This is a genomic window from Mesorhizobium sp. WSM4307 (assembly GCF_007003945.1).
In the GTDB taxonomy this organism is placed as follows: Bacteria; Pseudomonadota; Alphaproteobacteria; order Rhizobiales; family Rhizobiaceae; genus Mesorhizobium.
The window spans coordinates 571,019-596,725 of the sequence record NZ_VFTB01000003.1 but is presented as its reverse complement, the minus strand read 5'-3'; the positions used below and the strand labels follow the sequence as shown (position 1 = coordinate 596,725).

Below are 25,707 nucleotides of genomic sequence, written 5' to 3'. Positions count from 1 at the left end.
TCAGGCTCCCTTCATCACAATTGCGGCGTCCTGGACGGCGCGCACGATCTTGTCATAGCCGGTGCAGCGGCACAGGTTCCCGGCGAGCCCGAAGCGGATCTCCTCCTCGCTCGGGTCGGGGTTCTTGGCGAGCAGATCCTTGGCCGCGATCAGGAAACCCGGCGTGCAGATGCCGCATTGCAGGGCGGCATGCTCGAGGAATTTCTGCTGCAGCGTGTGCAGCTGGTCGCCATGCGCCATCCCTTCGACGGTCTCGATGCGCCGGCCTTCCGCCTCGGCGCCGAGCACCAGGCACGAGCAGACCAGCCGGTTGTCGAGGATGATGCTGCAGGCGCCGCAGTCGCCGGTGCCGCAGCCTTCCTTGGCGCCGGTCAGGCCGAGCCGGTCGCGCAGCACGTCGAGCAGCGTCTCGTCAGGCTGGCAGAGATATTCGATATTGTCGCCGTTGATTGTGGTCGAGACTGCAATGCCAGCCATTATTTGCCTCCTGCACGTGCGTAGGCGGTCGTTGCGGCTCTCCTGGCCAGCACGCCCGCGACTTTGCGTCTGAATTCGATGGTACCGCGCTTGTCGTCGATCGGGCGGCAGGCGCCGGCGCAGACTTTGGCCAGCCGCTCGAGCGCGGCCTCGTCCAGCTTCCTGCCGATAAGCGCCTCGGCGGCCTCTTCCACCAGCAGCACCGTCGGCGCCGCCGCGCCCAGCGCCACGCGGGCCGCCGTGACGACGCCATGCTCGTCGATCGTCAGGTTAACCCCGGCGCTGACCACGGCGATGTCCATCTCGGTGCGCGGAATGAAGCGCAGATAGGCATCGCCCGAACGCGGCGCGCGCTTGTCGAGCAGGATCGCCTCGATGATCTCGCCCTTGGCGAGCGAGGTCTTGCCCGGCCCGGTCGGCACGGCCTCGACGGCAATGGTGCGCTTGCCCGAAGGGCCGGCGATCACCGCCCTGGCACCCGCGGCCACCAGCGCCGGCACGCTGTCGGCGGCCGGCGAAGCATTGCAGAGATTGCCCGTTATGGTGCAGCGTCCCTGCACCTGCTTCGAGCCGATCAGCTTGGCCGCCTCGACGACGCCGGGCCATGCCTTTTTCAGGGCGGCATTCTCGCCCAGCACGGCGCAGGGAACGGCAGCACCGATGCTGAAGCCGTCCGCGGTTTCGCGGATTTCGCTCAAGCCGGCGATCGACTTGATGTCGACGATCAGGTCGGGCTCGACAAAGCCCCCCTTCATCCTCACCAAGAGGTCGCTGCCTCCGGCCAGAATGGCGGCCGTGCCAGCCGATCCGGCCAATTGGCCGACGGCATCTTCGATTGAAAGCGGACGTATGTAGCGCATCGTCTCCCCTTGGATATCGCGATTTCAGCGACCGTTATAAACACTCTCCTCATAATGGCTATCGGGTTCGTCGTTTGCGACGATTGGTCCAGCCGCCGCAAAATCGAGTCCCAAATCAGGCTGAATTGGCCTACGCCAGTGCATGTCGTCCAAAAGCGTGCAGCGGTTTTGCGACAACGACATGCAGAGATAGCCTACGGCCGGTTCTCGAAAATTTGCGAGCCCGTGTCGGATCGGTCAAGCCCCGTTCGTCCTTGGGACATCGAACAGGCATCATGAAAGGACAGGATATGCCCGGTACCGTACGTTTGCACCGCGTTCTCACCACCAGCCCGGAAAAGGTCTATCGCGCCTTCGTCGAAGCCGACGCGCTGGCGAAGTGGCTTCCGCCGAACGGCTTCACCTGCACGGTCCATCAGTTCGAGGCCAAGGTCGGCGGTACGTTCAAAATGTCCTTCCGCAACTTCACCACGGGCGGCAGCCACGCCTTTGGCGGCGAGTATCTCGAACTCGTTCCCGGCGAGCGCCTGCGCTACACCGACAGGTTCGACGACCCCAATTTGCCCGGCGAGATCCAGGTCACTGTGATCCTGAAAAAAGTCTCGGTCGGCACCGAAATCGACATCACCCAGGCCGGCATTCCCGACGTCATCCCGGTCGAGGCCTGCTATCTCGGCTGGCAGGAATCGCTGCGGAACCTGGCAAAGCTGGTCGAGCCGGAGATCAATCAGTAAGCAGCTCCAGAAAGCGCGCTGCACCGCCGCCGATGACATGCCCATCGGCGGCGGCTGTGCGTCGAGGCCTTGACCGTGCGATCGCCTGCGTGAAATCCTCCCGGCCAAAGGGAGGCGTTTCCATGCGATATCTGCTGCTCGTGCTGTCCACCCTGCTGCTGGCCACTTCCGCCGAAGCCAGGACCATCTATTACGGCAACAAGGTGGGAATGGAACTCACCATCGTCAAAAGGTCGGGCATCGGCTCCGAGCACGCCAGCATCCTGGCCAAGCACGACAGGCACAAGGCCGGCGTCTACTGCCGCGAATATGGCCACGATTTCTCCAAGGAGTGCATTGACGCGGAAATGAAGTCGCCCCTGCACTTCGAGATCACGGCCAACTGCAAGACCGGCAAATTCACCACCTTCTATGGCGCCAACATGCTGTTCCAGGGCCGCAACAAGGGCACTGAGGTGACGACGGACTACCTGATCACATCGATCGATGACAATGTGGTGCTCGATGGCTCCGGCGCCTCGTCATACGATGTCACCCTGGACCAGTTCAAAGCGCTCTGCCCCAATCGCGTACGCTAGCGGCGTTTGCGACACTGTGCCGATCGGAACAAACGGAGGCGCAAACGCATGGCCCTGACCAACCGGGATATCGTCGAGCTGACCGAATGGCGGCGCAAGCTGCACCGGCAGCCGGAAATCTCCAATGAGGAGGAGAAGACGGCGAAAGAAGTCGTCGCCTTCCTCGCCGACACCGGGCCGGACAAGGTGCTGACCGGCCTCGGCGGGCATGGCGTGGCGGCGGTCTACGACAGCGGCAAGGCCGGGCCGACCCTGCTGTTCCGCTCCGAACTCGACGCGCTGCCGATCGAGGAGCTGTCCGGCGTGCCGCACGCCTCGCAAGTGCCCGGCAAGTCGCATATGTGCGGCCATGACGGGCACACGGCGATTCTCGCCGCCCTTGGCCGGCAGCTGGGGCGCGAGCGGCCGGCCAGCGGCCGCGTCGTGCTGATGTTCCAGCCGGCGGAAGAGACCGGCAATGGTGCTGCCGGCGTCGTCGCCGATCCGCGCTACGGCGAGATCGCGCCGGATTTCGCCTTCTCGCTGCACAATCTGCCGGGCGTGCCGTTCGGCGAGGTCAGGCTCAAGCCCGGCGTGGTCAACTGCGCCTCGCGCGGCATGCGCATCGTGCTCGAGGGCAAGACCGCGCATTCCTCCATGCCCGAGACCGGCATTTCGCCGATGCCGGCGATCTCGGAGCTGATGCCGGCGCTGCCCGCGCTCGGCCACGCCACCTTCGCCGACGACGATTTCTCCATGGTCACCGTCACCCATGCCGCGATGGGCGAAGCCGTGTTCGGCATCGCGCCCGCACATGCCGAGGTGTGGGCGACGCTGCGCACCCGCCGGATGCGGTGGAGCACCTGCAACGCGCGCTCGACGAAGAAGGCGTCGTGCACGGGCAAGAGGCCCTGCCGATGCGCGCCTCGGAGGATTTCGGCCTGTTCGGCCGCAGTGCCAGATCGGCGATGTTCTTCCTCGGCGCCGGCGAACGGCACCCTTCCCTGCACAATCCGGATTATGATTTTCCCGACGACCTGATCCCGATCGGCTCGAGGATCTTCATGCGCACGGCGCGCAATCTGCTGGGGTGAGTTCGCCGGGCGTTGTCAGGCGGACCTGAGGAACGGGCGCTTCTGGACGCCCCGCTTTGCCTGGAAACTCGCGGCGGGAACCGGACGGCCGACGCGGAAGCCCTGGATCTTGTCGATGCCGAACTCGCGCATCAGCGCGATCTGCTCGTCGGTTTCCACGCCTTCGACCAGGATCTGGTGGCCGCGATTGCGCACCAGCGCGATGATGTCCTGCAGCATGGCCATGCCCTTCGGGGTGCCGCAGTCGTGCAGGAACGAGCGGTCGATCTTCACCGTATCGAAATCGATCAGACGCAGCCACGAAAGACCGGCGAAGCCGGTGCCGAAATCGTCGAGCCAGATCTTGATGCCGAGCAGCTTCAGGTCGCTGATGCAGCGCAGGATGTCCGAATGCATCTCCATCTCGAGCCCTTCGGTGATCTCGAAGGCCAGCCTGTTGCCGGTCACGCCCGTCTCGCCCAGAATGGTCGCGACGGACGCGGCGAAGCCAGGCGTCTTGAGCTGGATCGGCGAGACGTTGACACTGACGAGAGGGACGTGATCATCCGCCAGCAGCTCGGCGCACACCGTCCGTATGGCCCAGCGGCCGAGTTCCAGGATCGCGCCGGTGCGTTCCGCCACGGGAATGAACAGGCTCGGCGGAACCAGGGTTCCGTCCAGCATCTTGAGACGCATCAGCGCCTCCACCGCTTCGACGCGGCCCGACACGACATCCTGGATGGGCTGGTAGACGAGTGAAACGAGGCCCTGGCCGATCGCGATCTTCAGCAACGCCGCGAGGTTCTCGCTCTCGTCGCTGCTCTGCGGATCGGTCGGGTCGAACAGCCTGGCGCAATTGCGGCCGCTGGCCTTTGCCAGATAGAGCGCGCGGTCCGCCTCGTGGATGATCTTCTCCAGCTTGGCGCCGGCCTGCACCCTGGTGAAGGCGGCGCCCACGCTCGCCGTCACGATCGAAATGCCGTCGCGCCTGAGCTCATGGGTGATCGCCAGGGTCTCCACCGTGCGGCAAATGGCTTCCGCCAGTTCCGCGACCTGATCCTTCTTGTCCATGCGGGCGAGCACGATGAATTCCTCGCCGCCATAACGCCCGATCGAGCCATTGTAGTTCTTGATCAGGTCGCTCAGCGCGTTGGCCACATGGATCAGGCAGCGGTCGCCTTCCTGGTGGCCGTAGCAATCATTGAACTTCTTGAAGAAGTCGACATCGATGAGGATGGCCGCGAAGCCGTTGCCAAGCTTTTGCCAGTCGCTCCAGTAATCGCGCAGCTTCTCGTCGATCGCGCGCCGGTTTTCCAGGCCGGTGAGCGGATCCGTCCGCGACAGTCTGAGCAGGGCCTTGCCGCGTTCGGTGGCCTCCTTGTGCTGGATCTTGGCTTCCAGCGCGTTCAGGAAGACGTTGTAGCGCTCCTCATTCAGCTTCCAGTTCACATAGGAGGTGAAGGTGAAGCACGAAACGTAGAACGTCCCGAACACCATCTTGTATGTCAGCGAGGCGGGCAGGAAATAGTTCACCACGTACAGGATGCACAATATGATCGTCGACGTTATGATCGACACCTTGAAGCTGAACGTGAAAAATAGATTGGCACTCATCATGAAAATGGTGCCGAACACCATGTAGTAGGCGACGGTTTCCTTGTTGGCGCCCAGGGATGCCGGGAACAACCAGCCGACATAGCCGAAGATGATCGCCGCGGCGCAGGTCACGTCGAGCCACTCCGTCGCCACGCCCCGGCGAAGCTGTGTTTCCAGGGTCAGCAGAGCGGTCAATCCGACCGCGAAGCGCGCCGTGATCGTGTAGGCCGCCACGTCGGGTATCAGCAGCAGGTCCGACACCGAAAACAGCACATAGATGACGACGGCGATCCAGAGCCCAGGCCTGGCGTCTTTCCTTCGCTTCGCCAGGGCTTCGGCGCGGTAGAGGATGCGCAGTTCCGCCACCCCCAGTTCCTGGCGCGGATCATACGGTTCCACATCCACCGTATCGGCCGATCTGGACGACGCGCGTTCGCTCACAAATCCCCGGGTTGGGGGATTTTGCGCTCCGAACTCTCTTCCAGCTTCTGCCCCCACGCAGGACGACTCCTTGGGACGCGACACGATCGCCACGCGGTAAAATGCGATGGCGCCAGACAAGTTTGCGTTAACTCGGACCCAGAATCTTATCCGCAATATCGCTAATAAACTGAGATGGTTAGCGGGAAATTAATCATAACAATAAAATGCGCCCGAAGCGCCGTTGGCAAATGGAGCATTCTACGCAATAAGTTAACTGACTGTTAACCAAGGAGTCCTGGTGTGCAAACCGTGTTCGATGGGCAAAGCCTGATTACCGCAGAGATTATCGCCGGCAGCCTGCCCCGGGGTAAGCTCGAGCATCACGGCGAAGAGTTCGAAACCGCACGTGCGGAACTGGCGCTCATCCTCCACGCCACACAGCAGCAGATCGAGCAGCAGAAATATCCCGCCGAGATCGTACGCCGGCTTCTGTCGCTGCTCAGCGCGCTGCGGGCCAAGGTGCATCCCGACGTCTGGCAGGCCTTGATACCGGTGGCCCAGAACCACCCGATCCTGAAGTATTTTCTGGAGGATCCGCTGACGAACTGGTCCTTCACCAAGCCCAGGGGCTATTCCGGCGACGCGCAGCTGCTCGACTACATCTATTGCGCCCCGCATGTTGCCGAGAGTGTGGCCAACGCCTCGGAGATCGGCAAGGCGCTCTACAGCCATACCCAGAACGTTCCGTCATGCGTGGCGGCACGCGAACGGCGCGATCTCCTGACCCGCTATGTCGACGAGGCGGCGGCCAAGAACGGACCCGAAACCGAGGTTCTGGCCATCGCCGCCGGCCATCTGCGCGAGGCCAATCGCTCCGTCGCTCTGGCCGAGGGCCGTCTCAAGCGCTGGGTTGCGCTCGACCAGGATCCGCAGAGCGTGGGGCTGATCGCACGCGACTTCCAGGGCACCGCGGTCGAGGCCGTCGACGGCTCGGTGCGGACCGTGCTGACGCGGGGCCACAAGCTCGGCAAGTTCGATCTCATCTACGCCTCGGGCCTCTACGATTACCTCCAGCACAATGTCGCCGTGAAACTCACCAAGACCTGCCTGCAGATGCTGAAGCCGAACGGCACATTCCTGTTCGCCAACTACGCCGAGGGCACCCCTGACGCCGGCTACCGCGAAACCTTCATGGACTGGGTGCTGCTGCTGCGCTCGGAGGTCGACATGTGGAACATCGTCAACGCCAGCGTCGACCGCAACGCGGTAGAGGCCAAGGTGTTCTTCGGCGAGAACCGCAACGTGCTTTACGCCGTGATTGAGAAGCGCGGGTAAGCAGGCGGCGCGGGCATCCGGGAATGCCTGCGTGAATTGTTGGCTGTGTTTGGCTGAGAGGCGACCTTCGCCTCCCGGCCGCTTTCCGCCTCATCGCGGTTCTGGGAAGCCCTGAGCGGTTCGTCGGGCAGGCGCAAGGCCATGGCGTGGACGGTGTCTCCGTCCGTGCCGACGCCGGAACGCTTGACGAAGACGCGCTTGTCGACGGTGACGCCGACCCCGGTCATAGTGCGCCAAGAGCATGCCCGTGCGGCCTCATCGCCGATGCACTGGCGCCAGGCCTGGCGACCGAAGACCGAACGCAGGGGATCATGAGCAGAGTCATCGTTGTCGGCCACGTCAATCACGACCAGGTCTGGTCGCTGTCTTCGCCCCTCGCCTCGGGCGCGCGCCTCACCTATTCCGATCGTGTTGTCAGGCTTGGCGGCGGCGGCTTCCACACCGGCACCCGGTTGGCGAAGCTCGGCAATGATGTCCGGCTGATCAGCAATCTGATGGACGACGGCCATGGCCGGGCGGCACTCGCCGAATTGCGGGCGAGCGGCATCGACACCGGCTACGTCACCATGTGGGCCGGCGAAACCCGGTTCACCGAAATCCTGCTCGAGCCGAACGGCGAGCGCACCATTTTGAACACCAGCGGCCAGCTGCGCCCTCTCTTCGCCGCACCGGAGCCTGTCAGTGGCGACGCCGCCTATCTCAACGCCCTGGTGCTCGACGACGGTCTTGTTGCCTCGCTGCGGACGATCCCGCTAGTGGTCTCGCAGTTTCCGCTGCGCAGCACCTCGCACCGCCCGGCCGACATCGTCATCGGATCGCGCGCCGACTTTCCCGGCGAGAACACGCACGCGATCTGGGAGCGGGCATCAAGGATTGCCGGGCCTCGCCTGAGGACGCTGGTGCTGACCGATGGAATGGGGCCGATCTCGCTCTATGACGGCAAGGCGCTCAATCACGTCACGCCGCTGAAGCAGGTCTCCGTGCCCGACACGATCGGCGCCGGCGACTGCTTTGCGGGGATCTTCCTGCACGGCCTGCTGCAAGGGCTGATCCCTGAGCTTTCCGCCGAACAGGCCAGCCGGCAAACCGCCGAATGGCTGTCGGAACGATCACGTACCGGCTGAATTAGTGGCTCCGGCAAGGCCGGCTTTCATGAAAATGTCATAAAAATCAAATGGAAACCGGCATTCGAGTGAACTAGAAAACATGTCCTGGAGAGATCGTGATCGAGGCGTCGGCAAGCCGGCGCATCGTCGCCATGATCGGCGTCTTCATCATCCCAACGATGTCGCCGACCTTGTCGCCCGCGCAATCCACCTTGAAATCGCTGCCTTGCAAGAGACATGACATGTGGCTGAGTGAATTCGAAATTGTCCTGCGCGACCGCGTCATCCCCAACGGCGCCGTCAGGATCGAGAACGGCCGGATCGCCGAGATTCGCGAGAAGCCTGTCGGGCACGCCGACATCGAGGGCGGCGGCCGCCTGCTGCTGCCCGGCTTCATCGACATGCATGGCGACATGGTGGAGAGGGAAGTCGAGCCGCGCATCGGCGTGCATGTGCCGATGCGGATCGGCATTGCCGAGCTCGACAAGAAGCTCGCCTCCTGCGGCATCACCACCGCCTATGCCGCGCTCTCCTTCATCGGCGCCAGCGTCACCAGCGGCGTGCTGCGCTCGGAAGACCATACGACAGAAATCATCGGCACCATTGCCGGGTTGAAGGACCATCTGTTGGTCGACCACCGCATCCATGCCCGCTTCGAAGTGACCTTCACCCCGGCGCTTCCCACGCTGCGGAAGCTGATGGACGCCGGCAGGCTGCACCTGATCTCGCTGATGGACCACACGCCCGGACAGGGTCAATACCGCGACGTCGAGCTCTACATTGCCCGCATCGCCAAGGAGCGCGGCATGTCGGTTGCCGCGGCCTCCGAGGTCGTCGGCAAGCGCATGGCGGGCCGCGAAGGGCAAGGCGATGTGCTGAACGCCCTGCAGGACCTGTCGGCGCGAGCCCGGGCCGCCGGCATCGTGCTCGCCTCGCATGACGACGACACGCTGGAAAAGGTCGAACTGGTGCATGGCCTGGGCGCCGCGCTCAGCGAATTCCCGGTGACCCTGGAAGCGGCGCAGGAGGCCCGCAGGCTCGGCATGCATACCGCCATGGGGGCGCCCAACGCGCTGCGCGGCGAGTCCTATTCCGGCAATCTTTCCGCCCGGCAGGCCTATGAGGCCGGCTTGCTCGACATGCTGGCCAGCGACTACCATCCGGCGTCCATCCTGCCGGCCGTGCTCGGCCTGGCGGAGCTGCGAGGCAATGGCCTCGCGGCGGCGGCGGCGCTGACAAGCGCCAACCCGGCCAACGCCCTGGGGCTCACCGATCGCGGCGCCATCGAGCCCGGCCTTCTGGCCGATTTCGTGGTGGCCGACCGCCATCCCGTGCCACGCGTCCGCGCCACCTTCCGCGCCGGCCGCATGATCTACGGTGATGGCACGCTTGCACCAGCGGGCAAGGCAGAACGCGTTGGCCCGGTCGCGGCTGAACGGCTACCTGCTGCCGCCCGGGAAAGCGCGTAGCGCTTTCCCGGGGAATTGCATCAAAACAAGGTTGGAGCAGTTCGCCGTTTCCGGGAAACGGTGAACTGCTCTAAACGTCGAGCACGACCGTCATGCCGCGCACCTCGGCCATTTCCAGCAGCATGTCCTGCAAGGTTTCGATGGTGTGCGCCGCGCCGGTCAATGCCAGCAACTCGGTGATACTCTCTCTCATCGAAATGACCGCGACTCCGGTCTTCTCGGAAAGCAGCCGTCCGATGGCTGTGCGGATCATGGCATTGTGGTCAGGCATGATTCCCCCCTTTCATGCTGGATGACGGTAAAAGCCTTCTCAAACGGCATGCTTTTCCACAACTTCTGCGAGCTTTAGCTTACGCTTGCAAGCCGTTTTGGTATGTCTGATCTCCAGTATTTTTCTGACAGTTGCTCGGCGGCGACAGCGACGGCAGCACCCATGGATTGCCGCTTGGCGGCAAACGGGCCGGCGGCGGTGCCGACAGAGCCTGGTGAGAGCCCCGCCCCTGCCGAGCCGGCAATTCCGGAAATCTGTCGAAAGCGGCCCAACGAGCCAAAACCGCTTCGCACCATTTTAAATCTTGACGCGTGTCAATTTTTTATCAAACATGCGCAAATGCTGATGGGGCTAGGTCAGCGCTCTGGGAGGAGAAATGCCTGGCATGGAAAAGGTCCCGACCGGGTCCGTCGTCCGCGAGACGTTTGGCGTTCGCCGGGCCGCGGGCCGCGCGGCGTTGCCGATGCAAGCATGGCTCTCGCAGCACCGGCCACGGACGTTCGTGGGCTTGCCGACAAGACACATCCAACAATCAAGAAGCGGAGGAAAAAAATGCGCATCTTCAACGGCCTGACGCTTGGCGCGGGCCTGCTGGCAACCATTGTCTCGGCCCACGCCGAGGACGCGGCCAAGGTCGCGGCCATCGTCAAGGGCCTCGACAACCCCTTCTTCCAGACCATGCAGAAGGGCATCGAGGAGCAAGGCAAAGCCAGTGGCGTCAATGTCAGCGTCCAGGCCGCCGCCAATATGGGCGACGCCACCGGCCAGGCCGACCGTCTGACCGCCATGGCCATGCAGGACTTCGATTGCTACCTGGTCAACCCGATCAGCGTCTCCAACCTCGTCCAGGCGCTGGTGCCGGTCGCCCAGAAGAAGAAGCCGATCGTCAACATCGATTCGACCATCGACCCCGAACAGGCCAAGGCGGCCGGCTTTGCCGTCTCGACCTATATCGGCACCGACAATGTCGCCGCCGGCGCGCTGGCCGGCGAGGAAATGCTGAAGCGGGTGCCGAAGGGCTCCAAGGTGGCGCTGATCGCCGGCATCGTCGGCGATGTCGGCTCCAATGCCCGCATCAAAGGCTTCAAGCAGGCCGTCGAAGGCAAGCTCGAGGTGGCGGTGATGGTGAGCGCCGACTGGGATCGTGAGAAGGCGTTGACCGCCGCCACCGACATCCTCGCGGCGCACCCCGATCTCGCCGGCTTCTTCGCCGCCAACGACATCATGGCGCTCGGCGTCGAACGCGCCGTGCAGACCTCGGGCAAGGACGTCAAGGTGATCGGCCTCGACGGCATCGTCGACGCGCTGAAATCGATCGCGGCAGGCGAACTCACGGCCACCGTCGCCCAATATCCCTATGTCGTCGGCGCCATGGGTGTCGAAGCCTGTGCGTTGGCCGCCAAGGGCAAGGAACTGCCCGCCAACGTGCCCGCACCCGTGCTCCTGATCAACAAGGACAATGCCGACGCCTCGCTGAAGAACTTTCCGCGTCCCGGCGGCGATTATCCCGATCCCTTCCGCGAGATGCTGAAGTGAGCAATCCCACGGACAACGCGCCCGCCGAATGGGCGGCGGGCGCGGCGGAGGAGAGCCGCCCCTCCCTGTCGGCTCTCCTCCTGGATCCTTCCTTCTGGGCCGACTGGGCATCCGTCGTCGGCCTGGTCGGTCTCGTCATCGTCTTCGGCATCGCCCAGCCGGTCTTTCTCAGCGTCGCCAATCTGCAGGCGCTGCTGCTGGCGGCGGCTATCCTGGTCGTGTTGTCGATCGGCCAGACCTTCGTCGTCACGACGTCAGGCATCGACCTGTCGCTGGCGGCGGCCGTCATGCTTGGCGCCATCATCCTCGGTCTCCTCAACGCGGCCGGCTACGGCATCTTCATCGCCTGCGTGCTCGCGGTGCTCGCCACCAGCGCCATCGGCTTCCTCAACGGCCTCATCATCACCGCAGGCAAGATCCCCGATTTCGTGGTGACGCTCGGCACGCTGTCGGGCATCACCGGGCTTGGCCTGATCCTGTCGGGCGGCGAACCGACCATGGTCGGCTCGACCTTCCTGCTGAAACTCGCTTCGGGCTCGTTCGGACCGTTCGGCTATCCGGTCTGGGTAGCGATCGCGGCCGTCATTGTGGCGCATATCGCGCTCTACCACACGCGCTTCGGCGTCCATCTCTTGGCGACCGGCGGCCAGGTCGAAAGCGCCGGCGCGCTCGGCATCCGCACCAACCGCGTCAAGATCGCCGCCTACACCATCTCCGGCTTCTGCGCCGGCATCGCAGCCATTCTTCTGGTTGCCCGCATCGGCTCGGCCGAGCCGCAGATCAACACCAGCCTGCTCCTGAATTCGGTGGCAGCGGTGGTTCTGGGCGGCGTCAGCCTGTTCGGCGGCCGCGCCAGCATATTGGGCCCGGCCATCGGCGCGCTGATGCTCACCGCGCTGGTCAACGGGCTGACGCTGCTCAACGTCTCGGCCTTCTACCAACCGCTTGCTGTGGGCGCCATCGTGGTCCTGGCAGCGCTGATCATGCGGTACCAGAAATGAGCGCCGTCAGCCCCTCCTCCGCCTCGGACGCGATCATCGCCTGCAATGGCCTGAGCAAGCATTTCGGCGGCGTGCGCGCCTTCACCGACGTCGCCTTCCAGGCACGCCGCGGCGAAGTCACCGCCGTCATCGGCGACAATGGCGCCGGCAAGTCGACGCTGATCCGCTGCCTGGTCGGCGTGCATGTGCCGGATGCCGGCTCGATCGTCTTCGATGGCCGCGAACATCCCTTCTCCAACCCGGACGGAGCGCGCAAGGCCGGCATCGAGACCGTGCACCAGAACCTGGCGCTGATCGACGAACTGACGGTGGCGCAGAACCTGTTCCTCAACCGCGAGCTCGTGCGCCGCATCGGCCCCTTCGCTTTCCTCGACCGCAAGGCGATGAAACGCGAGGCGCGCTCCATGCTGTCGCGCCTGTCGATCAACGTGCCGTCGATCAACCAGCGTGTGCGCCGCCTGTCGGGCGGCCAGCGGCAGGCGATCTCGATCTGCCGCGCCGTCGGCTCCGGCGCCAAGCTGGTGGTGATGGACGAACCGACGGCAGCGCTTGGCGTGCAGGAGACCGCCAATGTCGAGGCGTTGATCCGCCGCCTGCGCGAACAGTCGGTCTCGGTCATCCTGGTCAGCCACAATTTCGATCAGGTGCGGCGCCTGTCCGACCAGATCTGGGTGATGCGGGCGGGAAAGATGGCCGCGACGGTGCGTGCCTCCGAGACATCAGGCAACGAACTGGTCGCGCTGGTCACCGGCGCGGTGTGATCGCCCAATCGTGAAATCAATCGTTGGCCGCCTCGGTCAACCCGCAAATGAAATCAAGGGAGTTTGAGAGTGGCGCCACTTCGTGTCGGGCTTGTGGGTCTTGGAGAGGTCGCGCAGTCGATCCATCTGCCCGTTCTGGCTGACCAGCGCGACCGCTGGGTAATCGCGGGCGTCTACGACGTCTCGCCAAGTCTGGTGGCCCTCATCACATCCGAATATGCCGCAAGAGCCTTCGACACGGCCGAGGCGCTGATCAATTCACCCGACATCGACGTTGTCTTCGTGCTGTCGTCGGACGACACCCACAGCCGCTTCGTGCGCGCCGCCATGCAAGCCGACAAGCACATCCTGCTGGAAAAGCCCGCTTGTCTCACGGTGCGCGAGATCGACGAGCTGCTGGCGTTGATGCCGGCCTACGGGAAGACCCTTTTCGTCGGCTACATGCGCCGCTATGCGCCGGCCTATCTCCAGGCGAGAGACGAATTGCCTGATCATGCCGACATCACCCATGTCCGCATCTTCGACCTGATTTCGGAGGGCCGGCATTTCCTGAAGAAGAGCCAGAACATCCTCTACCCCGACGACATCGACCCTGCCCTGCTGGCGCGCGGCGCCAGGGAGCGGGACGCGCTGATCCGCGAGGTTGTCGGCACCGACGCGCCGGCCGACCTGGTGCGCGCCTATCGCGGGCTGACGGCGCTGTCCTCGCACCACATCTCGGCGATGCGCGGGCTCATTGGCGAGCCCAAGGGCGTGGTTGCCGCGCACCGCACCAATGGCGGCGCCAACACGTCGGTCACCTTCGACTACGGCCATTTCGCCTGTCTCTATGATGCGGTGGTCGACGATCTCGGCCTGTTCGACGCCATGATCGAAGTGCGCTCCAACACCAGGCGCGTGCGTATCATCTACGACACGCCTTACATCCGCAGCCTGCCGACCCGGCTGGAGGTCACCGAAGCCGGCCCATTCGGCCCGGTGACGAAAAGCTTCGGGCCGCTTTACGGCGATGCTTTCTCCAACGAGTTGGAGATTTTCCATCGGCATATCATCGAGGGCACCAAGCCGCTGACCGACCTCGCCGATTCCCGCCGCGACCTGGCGCTGATGGCCGCGATCATCGAGCGCATGAAGGAGAGCGGCGGAGACGCCTGAGCACTGTCGGCAAGGCAGGAAAACCACGTTCCGACAAAGATTGACTGCTGGCCCTTGCCGAAGGAAGCGGGCTCGCTCATCCATGGCATACAGATAACAGCCTGGGACCCGTGATGACCGATGCCAGCCTTCATCTCGTCGAAGCGACGATCCATCAACTGCGCCGCGCCCTCGATGACGGCACGGTCACCAGCGTCGAGCTGGTCGCGGCGTATCTCAGGCGGATCGCGCATTTCGACCGGCATGGCGTCAGCCTCAACGCCGTCCCCGTGCTCAATCCGTCCATGTTCGAAGAAGCAGCGGCTTCCGACCAGCGGCGGCGCAACAATACCTTGCTCGGGCCGCTCGACGGCATCCCCTACACCGCCAAGGACAGCTACAAGGTCAAAGGCCTGACGGTCGCCGCCGGCTCGCCGGCCTTCGAGCACCTGGTCGCCAATGAGGACGCCTTCACCATCGCCCGGCTGCGCGCCGGCGGTGCGGTGCTGATCGGCCTCACCAACATGCCGCCGATGGCCAATGGCGGCATGCAGCGCGGCGTCTATGGCCGCGCCGAAAGCCCCTACAATGCCGACTACCTGACCGCCGCCTTCGCCTCGGGCTCGTCCAATGGCTCGGGCACTGCAACGGCCGCCAGCTTCTGCGCCTTCGGGCTCGGCGAAGAGACCTGGTCGTCCGGCCGGGCGCCGGCCACCAACAACGCGCTGGTCGCCTACACCCCGTCGCGCGGCGTCATTTCCGTGCGCGGCAACTGGCCGCTGGTGCCGACCATGGATGTCGTGGTGCCGCACACGCGGACCATGCCTGACATGCTCGAACTGCTCGACGTGATCGTCGCCGACGACCCGCAGACGCGCGGCGATTTCTGGCGTGCGCAGCCTTGGGTCGCGCTGCCGAAAAGCTCTCAAGTGCGGCCGCAGCGCTATGCCGATCTGGTGCTTGCGGGCTCACTGAAAGGCAAGCGGCTCGGCGTGCCGAAAATGTATATCGGCCGCGACAGCGAGGCCGATAAACCGATCGAAACCCGTGCCTCGGTGCACGCCCTGTGGGGACAGGCGGCGGCCGACCTCGAACGGCTTGGCGCCGAAGTGGTCGAAGTCGATTTCCCCGTCGTCTCCAACTACGAGCGCGACCGTCCCGGCGCCCGCACCATGGTCGAGCGCGGGCTGGTGCCGCCGGATTTCGCCGACCGCGAAATCTGGGATCTCTGCATCTGGGGCTGGGACGATTTCCTGCGCGCCAACGCCGACCCGGCCCTGCACGATCTCGCTTCGGTCGATGGCCCGAATATCTTCCCGCAGCCGCCCGGCACGCTGCCCGACCGCTATGAGGACGGCTTCGACCTGGCGGACTATGTCGAACGCGCCAAATCCGGCGTCACGCCCTTCAGGGACATCCCAACGCTTGAAGACGGCCTGAAAGGGCTGGAAGCGACACGGCGGATCGATTTCGAGGACTGGCTCGACGCGCAAGGCATCGACGCCGTGGTGCTGCCAGCCGCCGCCGATGTCGGCCCGGCCAACGCCGACATTAACGAGGCGTCGGCGGACCTTGCCTGGCGCAACGGCACCTGGGTCGCCAACGGCAATCTTGTCTGGCGCCATTTCGGCATCCCGACCGTCACCGTGCCGATGGGCACGATGGCCGACATCGGCATGCCGGTCGGCCTGACCTTCGCCGGCAAGGCCTATGACGATGAAAATCTGCTGCGCATGGCCGGCGATTTCGAGCGCGCCACCCAGCGCCGCACAAGCCCGCCACGCACGCCTGAACTGGCCGATGATGTGTTTTCAGGACGGAGCGCCAAGGCCGGTGGCAGCGCGGCGCCGCGACTTGCCATCGCGCTCGCCGCTGAGACGCGCAGGTCCGGAGATCAGGACGAGATCACAGTTACGCTCGACCTGCCTGTCGAGCCAACCGAAGCCAAGAACGCCGACGTCAAAGTCCATGTCAACGGAGAGCCGGTCGCGATGCAGCGGGCCGGGGCGCGCTTCAGCGGGCGTGCACTCGTGCCGGCCGCCGAGCATCAGCGCCTCCACAGCGTCTGGCGCGGCTCCTATGGCTCGATCGTGACAGTGGTGGTGCGGCTGGAGGATGGACGCACCGCCGGCGCCTATGTGATCACGGGAGGAATTGAGTGAGGGCATGATGTGCCGTTCGGCACAAGCGGAAAGCAGTTCCATGGATTCTGGATTGACGCCGTTGGGCTATGATGCGCGGTTGGCGGCGATGAAGGCATCAATGGATCCATAGAAGGTCGGCAGGTCGGCCTTGATCCTCTCGTCGCTCCATTCCCACCAGCGTATAGCGAGCAAACTCGCGATCTGGTCATCGGTAAACCTGTTCCGGATGAACCTGGCAGGATTTCCCGCCACGACCGCGTAGGGCGCCACGTCCTTGGTGACGACCGAGCCGGCTCCGACAACGGCACCGTCTCCAATGGTTATTCCCGGCAGGATGATTGCGCGTCGACCAATCCATACGTCGTTGCCGATTTTTGTCGGCCCGTTGACCACCAGATCATCATATGCCGCGATCGAATTTGTCATGTGAACTTCGAATGGAAAAGTCGAGACAAAGTGCGTCGGATGATTGGCACGACAAAGGAATAGCGTCTCCTCCGCAATGGAGCAGAACGCTCCTATTTCAAGCGGTGAGGTCTCGTCACAGCCATAAATATTGCTGGGCTTTGTGTAGAAGAGCGTTCTTCGCCCGATCGATGCGTGCTGCGGTATGTTTTCCGGCTTTGGCGCTCGTCGAAGACCGAGCATGGTTCGAAGTCTTCTTGCAAATCCCATTTTTTCCAAGCCATGGTTGGTCTTGACCGGCCGTCACGGAAAGCTGGCCGAGCGACTCGCCACAAAGGCCAAGTCCCGCTGAATGACGTCTCGTTTGTCCTGCGACAAGCCGACAAGCAGCTTTTCATCGAGATAACCTGCGCGAATGAGCTGCGCAAACACGTAGAGAAGCTGGGAATAGCGGTAATCGAACGTCCGATCGATGTCCCGCCGCCGTTCGCGCAAATAGTCTTCCAGCTCCCACATCTCGGAGGGCTGCGTCACCGCACCGGCCTTGCTTTTGAATTCGGCCATCGTCTTTGCGAGGGCCGTCTCAAGAGCCGTATCGAAGGCATGGCGCGCGAGCTTCTTCTCGGATGTGGACCAGTTGAAATCACTCATTGGATATCTCCGTAGATGTCCCAGCGAATTCGGCCCAGATTTTCACGGGATTTCCCGTGCCGCTACCCCCGCGCCGCCCAAAGCAAACCACGCTCGACAATGAGCGCCATTTCCGGCACCGCGAACTCGTCCGCGGTGTGCCCAAGGGAACTGTAAAACACCTTCCCCGCGCCATACCTTCGCTTCCAGACCACCGGCATGACGACACCATCGATGCCCGGAAAATGCGCGTCGCTGAAAGTGGTCGTCGCCAGCACCTCGTTGCTGGGGTCTACATGCATGTAATACTGCTCCGACCGGTAGGCGAAATCACCGACGCCTCTGGTGATCGGGTCGTCGGGCTGTGTGATCACCACCCGATAATCGATGATGTTGCCGGGGTGCGCGACCCATTGGCCGCCGGTCATGAACTGGTAGTCGGGCTCGTTGCGGAAACTGTCGCCCATCGTGCCGTGGAAGCCGCCGAGGCCTGTTCCCCCGCGAACCGCGGCGGTCAGATTCTGCAGCTCGGCCTTTTCGATCGTCGACATGGTGATGGCAGGCACGATGAGATCGAAGGAAGACAGTTCCGGATCGGCGAACATCGCCGTGCCCTGGCCCAGCGTGACATCGAACCCGTTGCGCTGAAGCAGTGCGCGGATGACGTTGGCGCTGCGTTCGGGCGTGTGGCCTTCCCAACCACCCCAGGCAATCAAAGCCTTCTTCGCCATGCCGTGAACCTCCTGAATCGCCAACCGCGATCGATGGTTACATGGCGCGGCCGTCAGCGCCAGCCCAGGGCCGGCGCGACATGGGTCAGGATCGCCTCGATGACGTGGGCGTTGTAGTCGACGCCGAGCTGGTTGGGTACGGTCAGCAGCAGCGTGTCGGCCTCGGCGATCGCCTCGTCCTGCGCCAGCTCCTTGATCAGCACGTCAGGCTCGGCGGCGTAGCTGCGGCCGAAGATCGCTCGCGTATTTTCCTCGATGAAACCGATCTGGTCGCGGCTCTCGTTGCCGCGGCCGAAATAGGCGCGGTCGCGGTCGTCGACCAGCGCGAAGATGCTGCGGCTGACCGAGACGCGTGGTTCACGCGCGTGTCCTGCCGCTTTCCACGCCTCGCGATAGATCCGGATCTGTTCGGCCTGCTGGATGTGGAAGGGCTTGCCGCTTTCGTCGAATTTGAGCGTCGAGCTCTGCAGATTCATGCCGAGCTTGGCCGCCCATTCCGACGTGGCGTTGGTGGCCGCGCCCCACCAGATACGCTCGCGCAGACCTTCCGAATGCGGCTCGAGCCGAAGCAGGCCGGGCGGGTTGGGGAACATCGGCCGTGGATTGGGTTGCGCGAACCCCTCGCCGCGCAGCGTGTCGAGAAAGACCTCGGCGTGATGCCGCGCCATGTCGGCGTCGCTTTTGCCTTCCTGCGGCTGGTAGCCGAAATAGCGCCAGCCATCGATCACCTGCTCTGGCGAGCCACGGCTGATGCCAAGCTGCAGCCGCCCGCCGGCGATGATGTCGGCGGCACCGGCATCCTCGGCCATGTAGAGCGGATTCTCATAGCGCATGTCGATGACCGCCGTGCCGATCTCGATGCGGCTGGTCTTGGCGCCCACCGCCGCCAGCAGCGGAAACGGCGAGGCAAGCTGGCGGGCGAAATGATGCACCCGGAAATAGGCGCCGTCGGCGCCGAGCTCCTCGGCCGCGACGGCGAGATCGATGGATTGCAGCAGCGCGTCGGACGCCGAGCGCACCTGCGATTGCGACGAGGGCGTCCAGTGCCCGAATGACAGAAAACCGATTTTTTTCATGGCCCTGAAGTATATGCGAGCGGCGCGTGCTTCAATGCCAAAACAGCGGGGTTACACACCGTCACCTTGCGCCGTACTCTGGGCCTGAACGCCGTGGAGGGGGGAATGCTGAAAGGGACGCGAATCGTCGAGATCGAGGCGCTCGGGCCGGCGCCATTCGCCGGCATGTTGCTCGCCGATCTCGGCGCCGATGTCATCGTCGTCCACCGCAAGCAGGCGCCCGTGCCTGGCCTGCCCGAACGCTCGCTGCTCGATCGCGGCAAGCGCTCCATCGCGCTCGATCTCCGGAATGCCGGGGATGTCGCCGTGCTGATGCGCCTCATCGCCACCGCCGAGGGCCTGATCGAGGGATTTCGGCCCGGCGTCATGGAGCGCCTCGGCCTCGGCCCGGAGGCCTGCCTCGCGGCCAATCCAGGCCTGGTCTACGGCCGCATGACCGGCTGGGGCCAGGACGGCCCGTTCGCCCGCACCGCCGGGCATGATTTGAATTATACCGGCGTGTCCGGCGCGCTGTGGTACGCCTCCTTGCCGGGCGAGCCGCCGATGGCGCCGCCGACGCTCACCGGCGACATAGGCGGCGGCGCGCTTTACCTGGTGATCGGCATGCTGGCCGCCATCATGAGCGCGCGTGCCGGCGGCCAGGGCACGGTGGTCGACGCGGCCATCGTCGACGGCTCGGCCCACATGATGAACCTGCTGATGGTGCTCGGCCAGTCCGGCGGGCTCGTCGCCGAACGCGGCCAAAGCCTTCTCGACGGCCCGCACTGGTGCCGCGTCTATCGCACCGCCGACGACGGTTTCATCAGCGTCCAGTGCATCGAGCCGAAATTCTATGCGCTGTTTCTCGACCGGCTCGGCCTCGCCGCCGATCCGCAATTCGCCAAGCAATTCGACCGCGATCTCTGGCCGGAACTCGGCAGCCGGCTGGCGGCGATCTTTGCCGCAAAACCGCGCGACGAATGGACCGGCCTGTTCGAAGGTTCCGACGCCTGCGTCTCCCCGGTGCTCAATCCATGGGAGGCGGCACAGCATCCACACATGGCCGCGCGTGGTTCCTGGCTGGCGGTGGGCGGCGTCCTGCAGGCAGCCGCCGCTCCGCGCTTTTCCGGATGGGCGCAAAAGACGCCGACGATAGGTCCCGCGCGCGACGAACACGGTACCGAGATTCGCGCGGAACTGGCGGGTCCCGCTGCAAACCGTTGAAATCAGCCAGTTTCAGGCTGCTGGAGTTGCAAATTGACTGCCGGGCCTGACACTGGCTTGCGCTGACAGCCAAGCGGCCAGCTATTTCCCGCAATGATGATCGTTGATCTTGTTCAACGCGTTCGCATCCGGCCCGACCCGATGGTAGGAACAGGCGCCCGCCGCCGTCGTGAACAGCTGCTGGTCGTAGTAGCGCGGACCGCCGAACAGGAAGCCGATGAGATCGTCATCGGCGGGAACGTAGCGTTCCGGCTCGGCCTGGTGGTGGCGATGCCTGGACCCGGCGAATGCCGACATTGACATGCCACAGGCCATCGCCACGGCAAGAGCGCAGATCGCAACCCGTTTCGTCGTCATCGCCAACACCCTCCTGGCCATTCGTATTTCCTATATAGGCAAAAATCACCAGCCGAACAAAGGTTCCCCCTGCAACGGTTCGCCTGTCCCGCGATTTGCCTGCGCCGCAGCGAACCGCACAGCGCGTCAGCCCCGCACACCCGTCAGTCTGTCTGGATCCAGACAGACTTGGTCTCCAGATACTCATGCAGATGCTCGATGCCGCCCTCGCGTCCATAGCCGGACATCTTCATGCCGCCGAACGGCACCGCCGGGTCGATGGCATGGTACATGTTGACCCAGACCGAGCCGGCCTTGATGCGGCGCGCCAGCTTGTGCGCGGTGCCGAGATGCGTGGTGAAGATGCCGGCGGCGAGCCCATAGGGCGTCGCATTGGCGCGCGCCACCGCTTCGTCGAGCGTGTCGAAGGGCATCGCCGAGATGACCGGTCCGAAGATCTCTTCACGCGCAATGGTCATCTTGTCCGACACTGCACCGAAGACGGTCGGCGCGATGAAGTTGCCGCCGTCATAAAGCGCGCCCGTCAGCCGCGAGCCGCCGGCGACCAGTTTGGCGCCCTCGTCGCTGCCGGCCTTGATATAGCCCTCCACCTTGCCGGCCTGCCTGGCATTGATCAGCGGCCCGATTTCGGTTTCCGCCTCGATGCCGTGGCCGATGCGCAGCCTGCCGGCGAATTCCGCGACGCGGCGCACGAACTCGTCGTGGATTTCGCGCGCCACGAACAGCCGCGAACCGGCGATGCAGATCTGCCCTGAATGCACGAACACCGCCATCGCCGCGACCGGAACGGCTTTGTCGATATCGGCGTCACGGCAGACGATGATCGGCGACTTGCCGCCGAGCTCCAGCGAAACCCGCTTGAGGTTGCTCACGCCCGCCCGCGCGATCGCTTGTCCGGTCGGCGTCGAGCCGGTGAAGACGATCTTGTTGACGTCTGGATGCTCGGCGAGCCGCGCCCCGGCCTCCGCACCTGTGCCGGTGACGATGTTGACGACGCCGTCGGGCACCCCGGCTTCCTGCATCAGACGCGCGATCAGCAACGGCGTCAGCGACGCCTCCTCCGAGGGCTTCAGCACGATGGTGCAGCCGGTGGCCAGCGCCGGCGCGATCTTCCAGATCGAAGCGGCGGTCGGCGCGCTCCAGGGAATGATCGCGCCGACGACGCCGACCGGCTCGCGCCTCGTGAAGGAGACGATCTCGCCAGGGATCGAGTTGTCGATCGCCTCGCCATGCAACGCCGTCGCCATGCCGCCATAGAAGCGCAGCATGCCGATGACACGGCGCCGGTTGGCCAGCGTGCGGGTGATCGGCAGCCCCATGTCGAGCGTGTCGGAAACGCTGAGCTCTTCCCAATGCGTCTCGAACAGGTCGGCGATGCGCAACAGCACGCATTGTCGCTCATAGGGCGAGAATTTCGACCACGGCCCTTCGAAGGCCGCGCGTGCGGCGGCCACGGCCGCGTCGACATCGGCCGCCCCGCCGCGCGGCACCGTGGCCAGCACCTCGCCTGTCGCCGGGTTCAGCGCCTGCATCTCCTCGCCGGACCGCGCCGCGACCCACTTGCCGCCGACGAACATCGGCCGGAATTCGCCATGGTAGAGCGTCGTGGCCTTCGCTCTCGGGTCGAAGTTGAGCGTCATCTCTTCCTCCTCACGAACTCCGCCGCGACTATTACTCCCGGCGCGGTCGACCTCAACATGGAAAGGGGAGCTTGGGCTGCATGCCGGCGACGTTGAGCACCGCAAGCGGCGCCCGGGGCGGCTGTCGGAAGCAGGTGCCAGGGCGCCTGCTTGCATGGCGAAAGAAGGATGGTTCAGTCGAAGAAGCCCGCATCCTCTTCGCTGAGATACTTCCTGGCCGCTTCGGCGTCGATATCGAGCCCCAGGCCCGGCGCTTCCAGCAGCTCCACCATGCTGTCCTTGACGATCTGCGCCGGCAGGCCGATCACCAGATCCTCCCACCACGGGTCAGAGGCGCTGGGATATTCGAACGCCACGTAATTTGCCGGCAAGGTAGCGCAGACATTGATCAGCGCGCCGAGGCCGAGCAGGCCGTTCGCGGTGCCGTGCGGCGCCATCAGGATCGAGTGCATATAGGCGTGCTCGGCAACCCATTTGAGCTCGGCAATGCCGCCGATATCGGCCGGGTCCGGACCGATCACCCGCACCGCCTGCGTCTCGATCAGTTCCTTGAAATTGTGCCTGAGGTAGATCTGCTCGCCGGTATGGATCGGCGTCGAGGTGGAGGTGGTCAGCTCGCGATAGGCCTGCGGATTGACCCATGGCACATAGTCGCCGGTCAGCATGTCCTCGAGCCACATCAGATTGTACTTCTCGACGGCGCGGGCGAACTTGATCGCATCGGGCAGCATCCAGCCCGGGCCGCAGTCGAGCGCCAGGCTGACCTTGTCGCCCAGCACCTCCTTCATCGCGATCACGCAGTCGAGCATGTGATTGAAACCGCGCTCGCTGATCACGCCCTGATCCATGGCGCCGTGATAGCCGGCCTTCTTCTGCGTCACGCCGTAATGGAAGCCCTCGATGCTGTCCTTCATGTTGGAGTGGAACGAGATTCCCTGCTTGACCATGAAGAAATTCTGCGGCTGCTCCATCATCCATTTGACGTCGGCGGCGTAATCCTCCGGCCGGTCGCCTGCGCGCTTGCGGCGGATCGAGCCGTTGTAGACCCGCACCTTGTCGCGCACCTTGCCGCCGAGCAGCTTGTAGACCGGCACGCCCGCCGCCTTGCCGGCGATGTCCCACAAGGCGTGCTCAATGGCGGAGACGGCGGCGCCATAGGGCTTGAACGAGCCGCGCTGGCGGATCTTCAGCATCACCCGCTCGACGTCGGTCGGATCCTCGCCGATCAGCGCCTCGCGGAAATGCAGCACGAAGGGCTTGAGATAGGTCTTTGTGAACTCGACTTCGCCCAGACCGTAGAGACCCTCGTCAGTGACGACGCGAACGATGGGATGCCGCCCGATGACGGCGCAGCGCAGGTCGGTGATCTTCATGGCGCAGTCCTAGTTCACAGACGAGAAAGCTGTCGGCGTGAGCAGCTGGCTGCTGATATTGGCAATGATCTGCCCGTCGCGCTCAGACTCGTCCCGGGCCCTGTGCCATGTCGGATCGGTGACGAAAGCCGACCATTTCGCCTCACGCTCGGCCAGCGATTCCCAGGCGAGGAAATAGGTGAGGCGATTGCTGTTTTCGCCGATCGCCGTGGTGAAAAACCCGGCTTGGCGGATGCCATGCCTCTCCCAGATGGCCAGCGTTTGGTCGGAAAAGCGCTTGAGCAAAGCCGGCAGCCTGCCCGGCAGGCAGTCATAGATACGCAGTTCGTAGATCATGGTTTCGTCCGTTTCTTTCTTCACCTCTCCCTTGGGCGAGGTCGACACGAATGGTCGGTGGTTGGCCCTGTGAGCCTGGCGGGAATGATGGCAGGGGGTCTGGGCTAACTCCAGGTCCGGTCCCAGCTATATTCATTGTTCCAATGCTCGGTGGATTGCCATATCCCCGTGACACCGGGCTGCAGATGCTGGCTGATCACCTCGTCGACCACATCGTCTATGCCCAGCCCCGGCTTGTCGGACACGGTGATGAAGCCGTCCTTGACGAGCGGCTTGGGCAGGCCGATGACGATATCGTCCCACCAGTCGACATCGGCGGAATGGTATTCGAGCGCCATGAAGTTCTCGGTCGCGGTGGCGACATGCGCGGCGGCCATCGCGGCGATCGGGCTTTCGGCCATATGGATGGCCATGGCGACGCCGTGATCCTGCGCCATGTCGCCGATCTTCTTGGTCTCGAGAATGCCCCCGCTGGTAAGCAGGTCCGGGTGGATGACGGAAAGGCCGCCGCTCTTCAGCAGCGGCTCGAAGCCCTCCTTGAGATAGATGTCCTCGCCGGTGCAGATCGGCACCGTGGTGGCCCCCTGCAACTGCCGGTACTGCTCGGTGTGTTGCCAGGGGATCACATCCTCCAGCCAGGCTGGAACGTATTTCTCGATACGGCGCGACAGGCGTATGCCGTCCTGCAGCGAGATGTGGCCGACATGGTCGATGGCGAGCGGGATCTCGTATCCGATCACCTCGCGAACCTCGTGGATGTACTGCTCGAGCAGGTCGATCCCCTTTTCGGTGAAATGCAGGCCGGTGAACGGGTGCTGCACGTTCTGCGCGTCGTAGGCGAGATTGCGGGCCTTGCGCTCTTCGAGCGTGCCGCCACGGCCGCGCGGATTGGCATGAAATCCTTCGAGCGCGCCGGCGGGCGCGGACACGGCGCCCGGGACATGGGCGATCTGCATCAAGCCCAGGTCCATCTTGAGGAAGGTGAAACCGCGGTCCATGCGCTGCTTGAGGCGCTTTCCGGTTTCGGTGCCGCTCGGTTTCTCGGCATCGGTATCGCAATAGACGCGCACCTGATCGCGGAACTTGCCGCCGAGCATCTGGTAGATGGGGACGCCATAGGCCTTGCCTGCGAGATCCCACAACGCGATCTCGACCGCCGAGACGCCGCCGCCTTGCCGGCCGTGACCGCCGAACTGCTTGATGCGGCGAAACAGGCGATCGATGTCGCAAGGGTTCTCGCCAAGCAGCCGGCTCTTCAGCATCAGCGCGTAGGTGGCGCTGGCGCCGTCACGCACCTCGCCGAGCCCGACGATGCCCTGGTTGGTATAGATCTTGAGCAGCGCCGAGGTGAACGGCGCGCCGACGATTTCGGCCACCCGCATGTCGGTGATGCGAAGGTCGGATGGCTTGGAATTCGTGTTGACCCGATTGAGAGCCTCGCCGGCTCCACCCGTTTTTGGCATGATTTGTCCTCGTTCT

24 protein-coding genes and 2 pseudogenes are annotated in these 25,707 nt (G+C 64.2%); 12 read left to right on the top strand and 14 right to left on the bottom strand.

Annotated features, from left to right (window positions below):
- The gene (locus tag FJV83_RS09850) at window positions 1-477 is read right to left on the bottom strand and encodes a (2Fe-2S)-binding protein (RefSeq protein WP_142885402.1); all 477 of its coding nucleotides are present in this window, start codon (window positions 475-477) and stop codon (window positions 1-3) included.
- Complete coding sequence (locus FJV83_RS09845; protein WP_142885401.1) at window positions 477-1,337, bottom strand: xanthine dehydrogenase family protein subunit M; 861 nt, start codon at window positions 1,335-1,337, stop codon at window positions 477-479. Before FJV83_RS09845 ends, FJV83_RS09850 begins: the two co-directional genes overlap by 1 nt.
- 290 nt (window positions 1,338-1,627) lie before the next feature.
- On the opposite strand from FJV83_RS09845, the gene FJV83_RS09840 reads away from it, so the two are divergent.
- The 3 genes and pseudogenes from FJV83_RS09840 to FJV83_RS09830 all read left to right on the top strand — a co-directional run bounded on the left by FJV83_RS09840 (window position 1,628) and on the right by FJV83_RS09830 (window position 3,722).
- Window positions 1,628-2,071, top strand: coding sequence for an SRPBCC family protein (locus tag FJV83_RS09840; protein WP_095789881.1), 444 nt, complete (start codon window positions 1,628-1,630; stop codon window positions 2,069-2,071).
- Window positions 2,072-2,193: 122 nt separating this feature from the next.
- Window positions 2,194-2,649, top strand: coding sequence for a hypothetical protein (locus FJV83_RS09835; protein ID WP_142885400.1), 456 nt, complete (start codon window positions 2,194-2,196; stop codon window positions 2,647-2,649).
- A gap of 48 nt (window positions 2,650-2,697) precedes the next feature.
- A pseudogene (locus tag FJV83_RS09830) lies at window positions 2,698-3,722 on the top strand (amidohydrolase).
- A gap of 15 nt (window positions 3,723-3,737) precedes the next feature.
- On the opposite strand, the gene FJV83_RS09825 reads toward FJV83_RS09830, so the two are convergent.
- Window positions 3,738-5,702: an EAL domain-containing protein gene (locus FJV83_RS09825; protein ID WP_245318281.1), complete on the bottom strand. Its 1,965-nt coding sequence runs from the start codon at window positions 5,700-5,702 to the stop codon at window positions 3,738-3,740.
- A gap of 318 nt (window positions 5,703-6,020) precedes the next feature.
- Between FJV83_RS09825 and FJV83_RS09820 the strand changes: the two genes are divergently transcribed.
- On the top strand, window positions 6,021-7,055 hold the full coding sequence (locus FJV83_RS09820) for a class I SAM-dependent methyltransferase (protein ID WP_142885399.1): 1,035 nt from the start codon (window positions 6,021-6,023) through the stop codon (window positions 7,053-7,055).
- Here FJV83_RS09820 and FJV83_RS09815 read toward each other — a convergent pair.
- On the bottom strand, window positions 7,028-7,282 hold the full coding sequence (locus tag FJV83_RS09815; RefSeq protein WP_142885398.1) for a hypothetical protein: 255 nt from the start codon (window positions 7,280-7,282) through the stop codon (window positions 7,028-7,030). The two genes, FJV83_RS09820 and FJV83_RS09815, sit on opposite strands and share 28 nt — an antisense overlap.
- Before the next feature lie 84 nt (window positions 7,283-7,366).
- Here FJV83_RS09815 and FJV83_RS09810 point away from each other — a divergent pair, with 84 nt between their 5' ends.
- Both FJV83_RS09810 and FJV83_RS09805 read left to right on the top strand, forming a co-directional pair.
- On the top strand, window positions 7,367-8,179 hold the full coding sequence (locus tag FJV83_RS09810; protein ID WP_142885397.1) for a PfkB family carbohydrate kinase: 813 nt from the start codon (window positions 7,367-7,369) through the stop codon (window positions 8,177-8,179).
- 224 nt (window positions 8,180-8,403) lie between these two features.
- Window positions 8,404-9,630 carry an alpha-D-ribose 1-methylphosphonate 5-triphosphate diphosphatase gene (locus FJV83_RS09805; protein WP_095774962.1) on the top strand — a complete coding sequence of 409 codons (1,227 nt, stop codon included), beginning with the start codon at window positions 8,404-8,406 and terminating at the stop codon, window positions 9,628-9,630.
- A 70-nt stretch (window positions 9,631-9,700) separates the two neighbouring features.
- Here FJV83_RS09805 and FJV83_RS09800 read toward each other — a convergent pair whose 3' ends face one another.
- Window positions 9,701-9,901: a hypothetical protein gene (locus FJV83_RS09800; RefSeq protein WP_095774963.1), complete on the bottom strand. Its 201-nt coding sequence runs from the start codon at window positions 9,899-9,901 to the stop codon at window positions 9,701-9,703.
- A 552-nt stretch (window positions 9,902-10,453) separates the two neighbouring features.
- Here FJV83_RS09800 and FJV83_RS09795 point away from each other — a divergent pair.
- The 5 genes from FJV83_RS09795 to FJV83_RS09775 all read left to right on the top strand — a co-directional run bounded on the left by FJV83_RS09795 (window position 10,454) and on the right by FJV83_RS09775 (window position 16,495).
- On the top strand, window positions 10,454-11,437 hold the full coding sequence (locus FJV83_RS09795) for a substrate-binding domain-containing protein (protein WP_142885396.1): 984 nt from the start codon (window positions 10,454-10,456) through the stop codon (window positions 11,435-11,437).
- A complete protein-coding gene (locus FJV83_RS09790; RefSeq protein WP_142887454.1) occupies window positions 11,434-12,438 on the top strand; it encodes an ABC transporter permease in 1,005 nt (334 codons plus the stop codon). The genes FJV83_RS09795 and FJV83_RS09790 overlap by 4 nt, the downstream gene beginning before the upstream one ends.
- Window positions 12,435-13,199 carry an ATP-binding cassette domain-containing protein gene (locus FJV83_RS09785; RefSeq protein ID WP_095774966.1) on the top strand — a complete coding sequence of 255 codons (765 nt, stop codon included), beginning with the start codon at window positions 12,435-12,437 and terminating at the stop codon, window positions 13,197-13,199. Before FJV83_RS09790 ends, FJV83_RS09785 begins: the two co-directional genes overlap by 4 nt.
- Window positions 13,200-13,268: 69 nt before the next feature.
- Window positions 13,269-14,354 (top strand): Gfo/Idh/MocA family oxidoreductase, encoded by a 1,086-nt coding sequence (locus FJV83_RS09780; protein WP_142885394.1) that lies wholly within the window; start codon window positions 13,269-13,271, stop codon window positions 14,352-14,354.
- 113 nt (window positions 14,355-14,467) lie between these two features.
- Window positions 14,468-16,495, top strand: coding sequence for an amidase (locus FJV83_RS09775; protein ID WP_142885393.1), 2,028 nt, complete (start codon window positions 14,468-14,470; stop codon window positions 16,493-16,495).
- Between the two features lie 66 nt (window positions 16,496-16,561).
- Here FJV83_RS09775 and FJV83_RS36935 read toward each other — a convergent pair.
- The 4 genes and pseudogenes from FJV83_RS36935 to FJV83_RS09755 all read right to left on the bottom strand — a co-directional run.
- Window positions 16,562-16,861 (bottom strand): annotated as a pseudogene (locus FJV83_RS36935) (CatB-related O-acetyltransferase); the annotation flags it as partial.
- Window positions 16,862-17,185: 324 nt separating this feature from the next.
- Window positions 17,186-17,533 carry a hypothetical protein gene (locus FJV83_RS09765; protein WP_095774970.1) on the bottom strand — a complete coding sequence of 116 codons (348 nt, stop codon included), beginning with the start codon at window positions 17,531-17,533 and terminating at the stop codon, window positions 17,186-17,188.
- Window positions 17,534-17,595: 62 nt separating this feature from the next.
- Window positions 17,596-18,243, bottom strand: a complete 648-nt coding sequence (locus FJV83_RS09760) for a ThuA domain-containing protein (RefSeq protein WP_095789870.1) — start codon at window positions 18,241-18,243, stop codon at window positions 17,596-17,598.
- A 53-nt stretch (window positions 18,244-18,296) separates the two neighbouring features.
- Window positions 18,297-19,319 carry an LLM class flavin-dependent oxidoreductase gene (locus tag FJV83_RS09755; protein ID WP_095789869.1) on the bottom strand — a complete coding sequence of 341 codons (1,023 nt, stop codon included), beginning with the start codon at window positions 19,317-19,319 and terminating at the stop codon, window positions 18,297-18,299.
- Window positions 19,320-19,424: 105 nt separating this feature from the next.
- Here FJV83_RS09755 and FJV83_RS09750 point away from each other — a divergent pair, with 105 nt between their 5' ends.
- The gene (locus tag FJV83_RS09750) at window positions 19,425-20,522 is read left to right on the top strand and encodes a CaiB/BaiF CoA-transferase family protein (RefSeq protein WP_142885392.1); all 1,098 of its coding nucleotides are present in this window, start codon (window positions 19,425-19,427) and stop codon (window positions 20,520-20,522) included.
- Between the two features lie 81 nt (window positions 20,523-20,603).
- Here the strand turns inward: FJV83_RS09750 and FJV83_RS09745 are convergent, their stop codons facing one another.
- The 5 genes from FJV83_RS09745 to FJV83_RS09725 form a co-directional block, all read right to left on the bottom strand.
- Window positions 20,604-20,879: a hypothetical protein gene (locus FJV83_RS09745; protein ID WP_095793388.1), complete on the bottom strand. Its 276-nt coding sequence runs from the start codon at window positions 20,877-20,879 to the stop codon at window positions 20,604-20,606.
- Window positions 20,880-21,022: 143 nt separating this feature from the next.
- On the bottom strand, window positions 21,023-22,519 hold the full coding sequence (locus tag FJV83_RS09740; RefSeq protein WP_142885391.1) for an aldehyde dehydrogenase family protein: 1,497 nt from the start codon (window positions 22,517-22,519) through the stop codon (window positions 21,023-21,025).
- 173 nt (window positions 22,520-22,692) lie between these two features.
- Window positions 22,693-23,892 (bottom strand): mandelate racemase/muconate lactonizing enzyme family protein, encoded by a 1,200-nt coding sequence (locus tag FJV83_RS09735; protein ID WP_142885390.1) that lies wholly within the window; start codon window positions 23,890-23,892, stop codon window positions 22,693-22,695.
- Between the two features lie 9 nt (window positions 23,893-23,901).
- Window positions 23,902-24,228 carry an NIPSNAP family protein gene (locus FJV83_RS09730; RefSeq protein ID WP_095775051.1) on the bottom strand — a complete coding sequence of 109 codons (327 nt, stop codon included), beginning with the start codon at window positions 24,226-24,228 and terminating at the stop codon, window positions 23,902-23,904.
- 104 nt (window positions 24,229-24,332) lie between these two features.
- Window positions 24,333-25,691, bottom strand: coding sequence for a mandelate racemase/muconate lactonizing enzyme family protein (locus FJV83_RS09725; RefSeq protein ID WP_142885389.1), 1,359 nt, complete (start codon window positions 25,689-25,691; stop codon window positions 24,333-24,335).
- Window positions 25,692-25,707 lie beyond the last annotated feature (16 nt).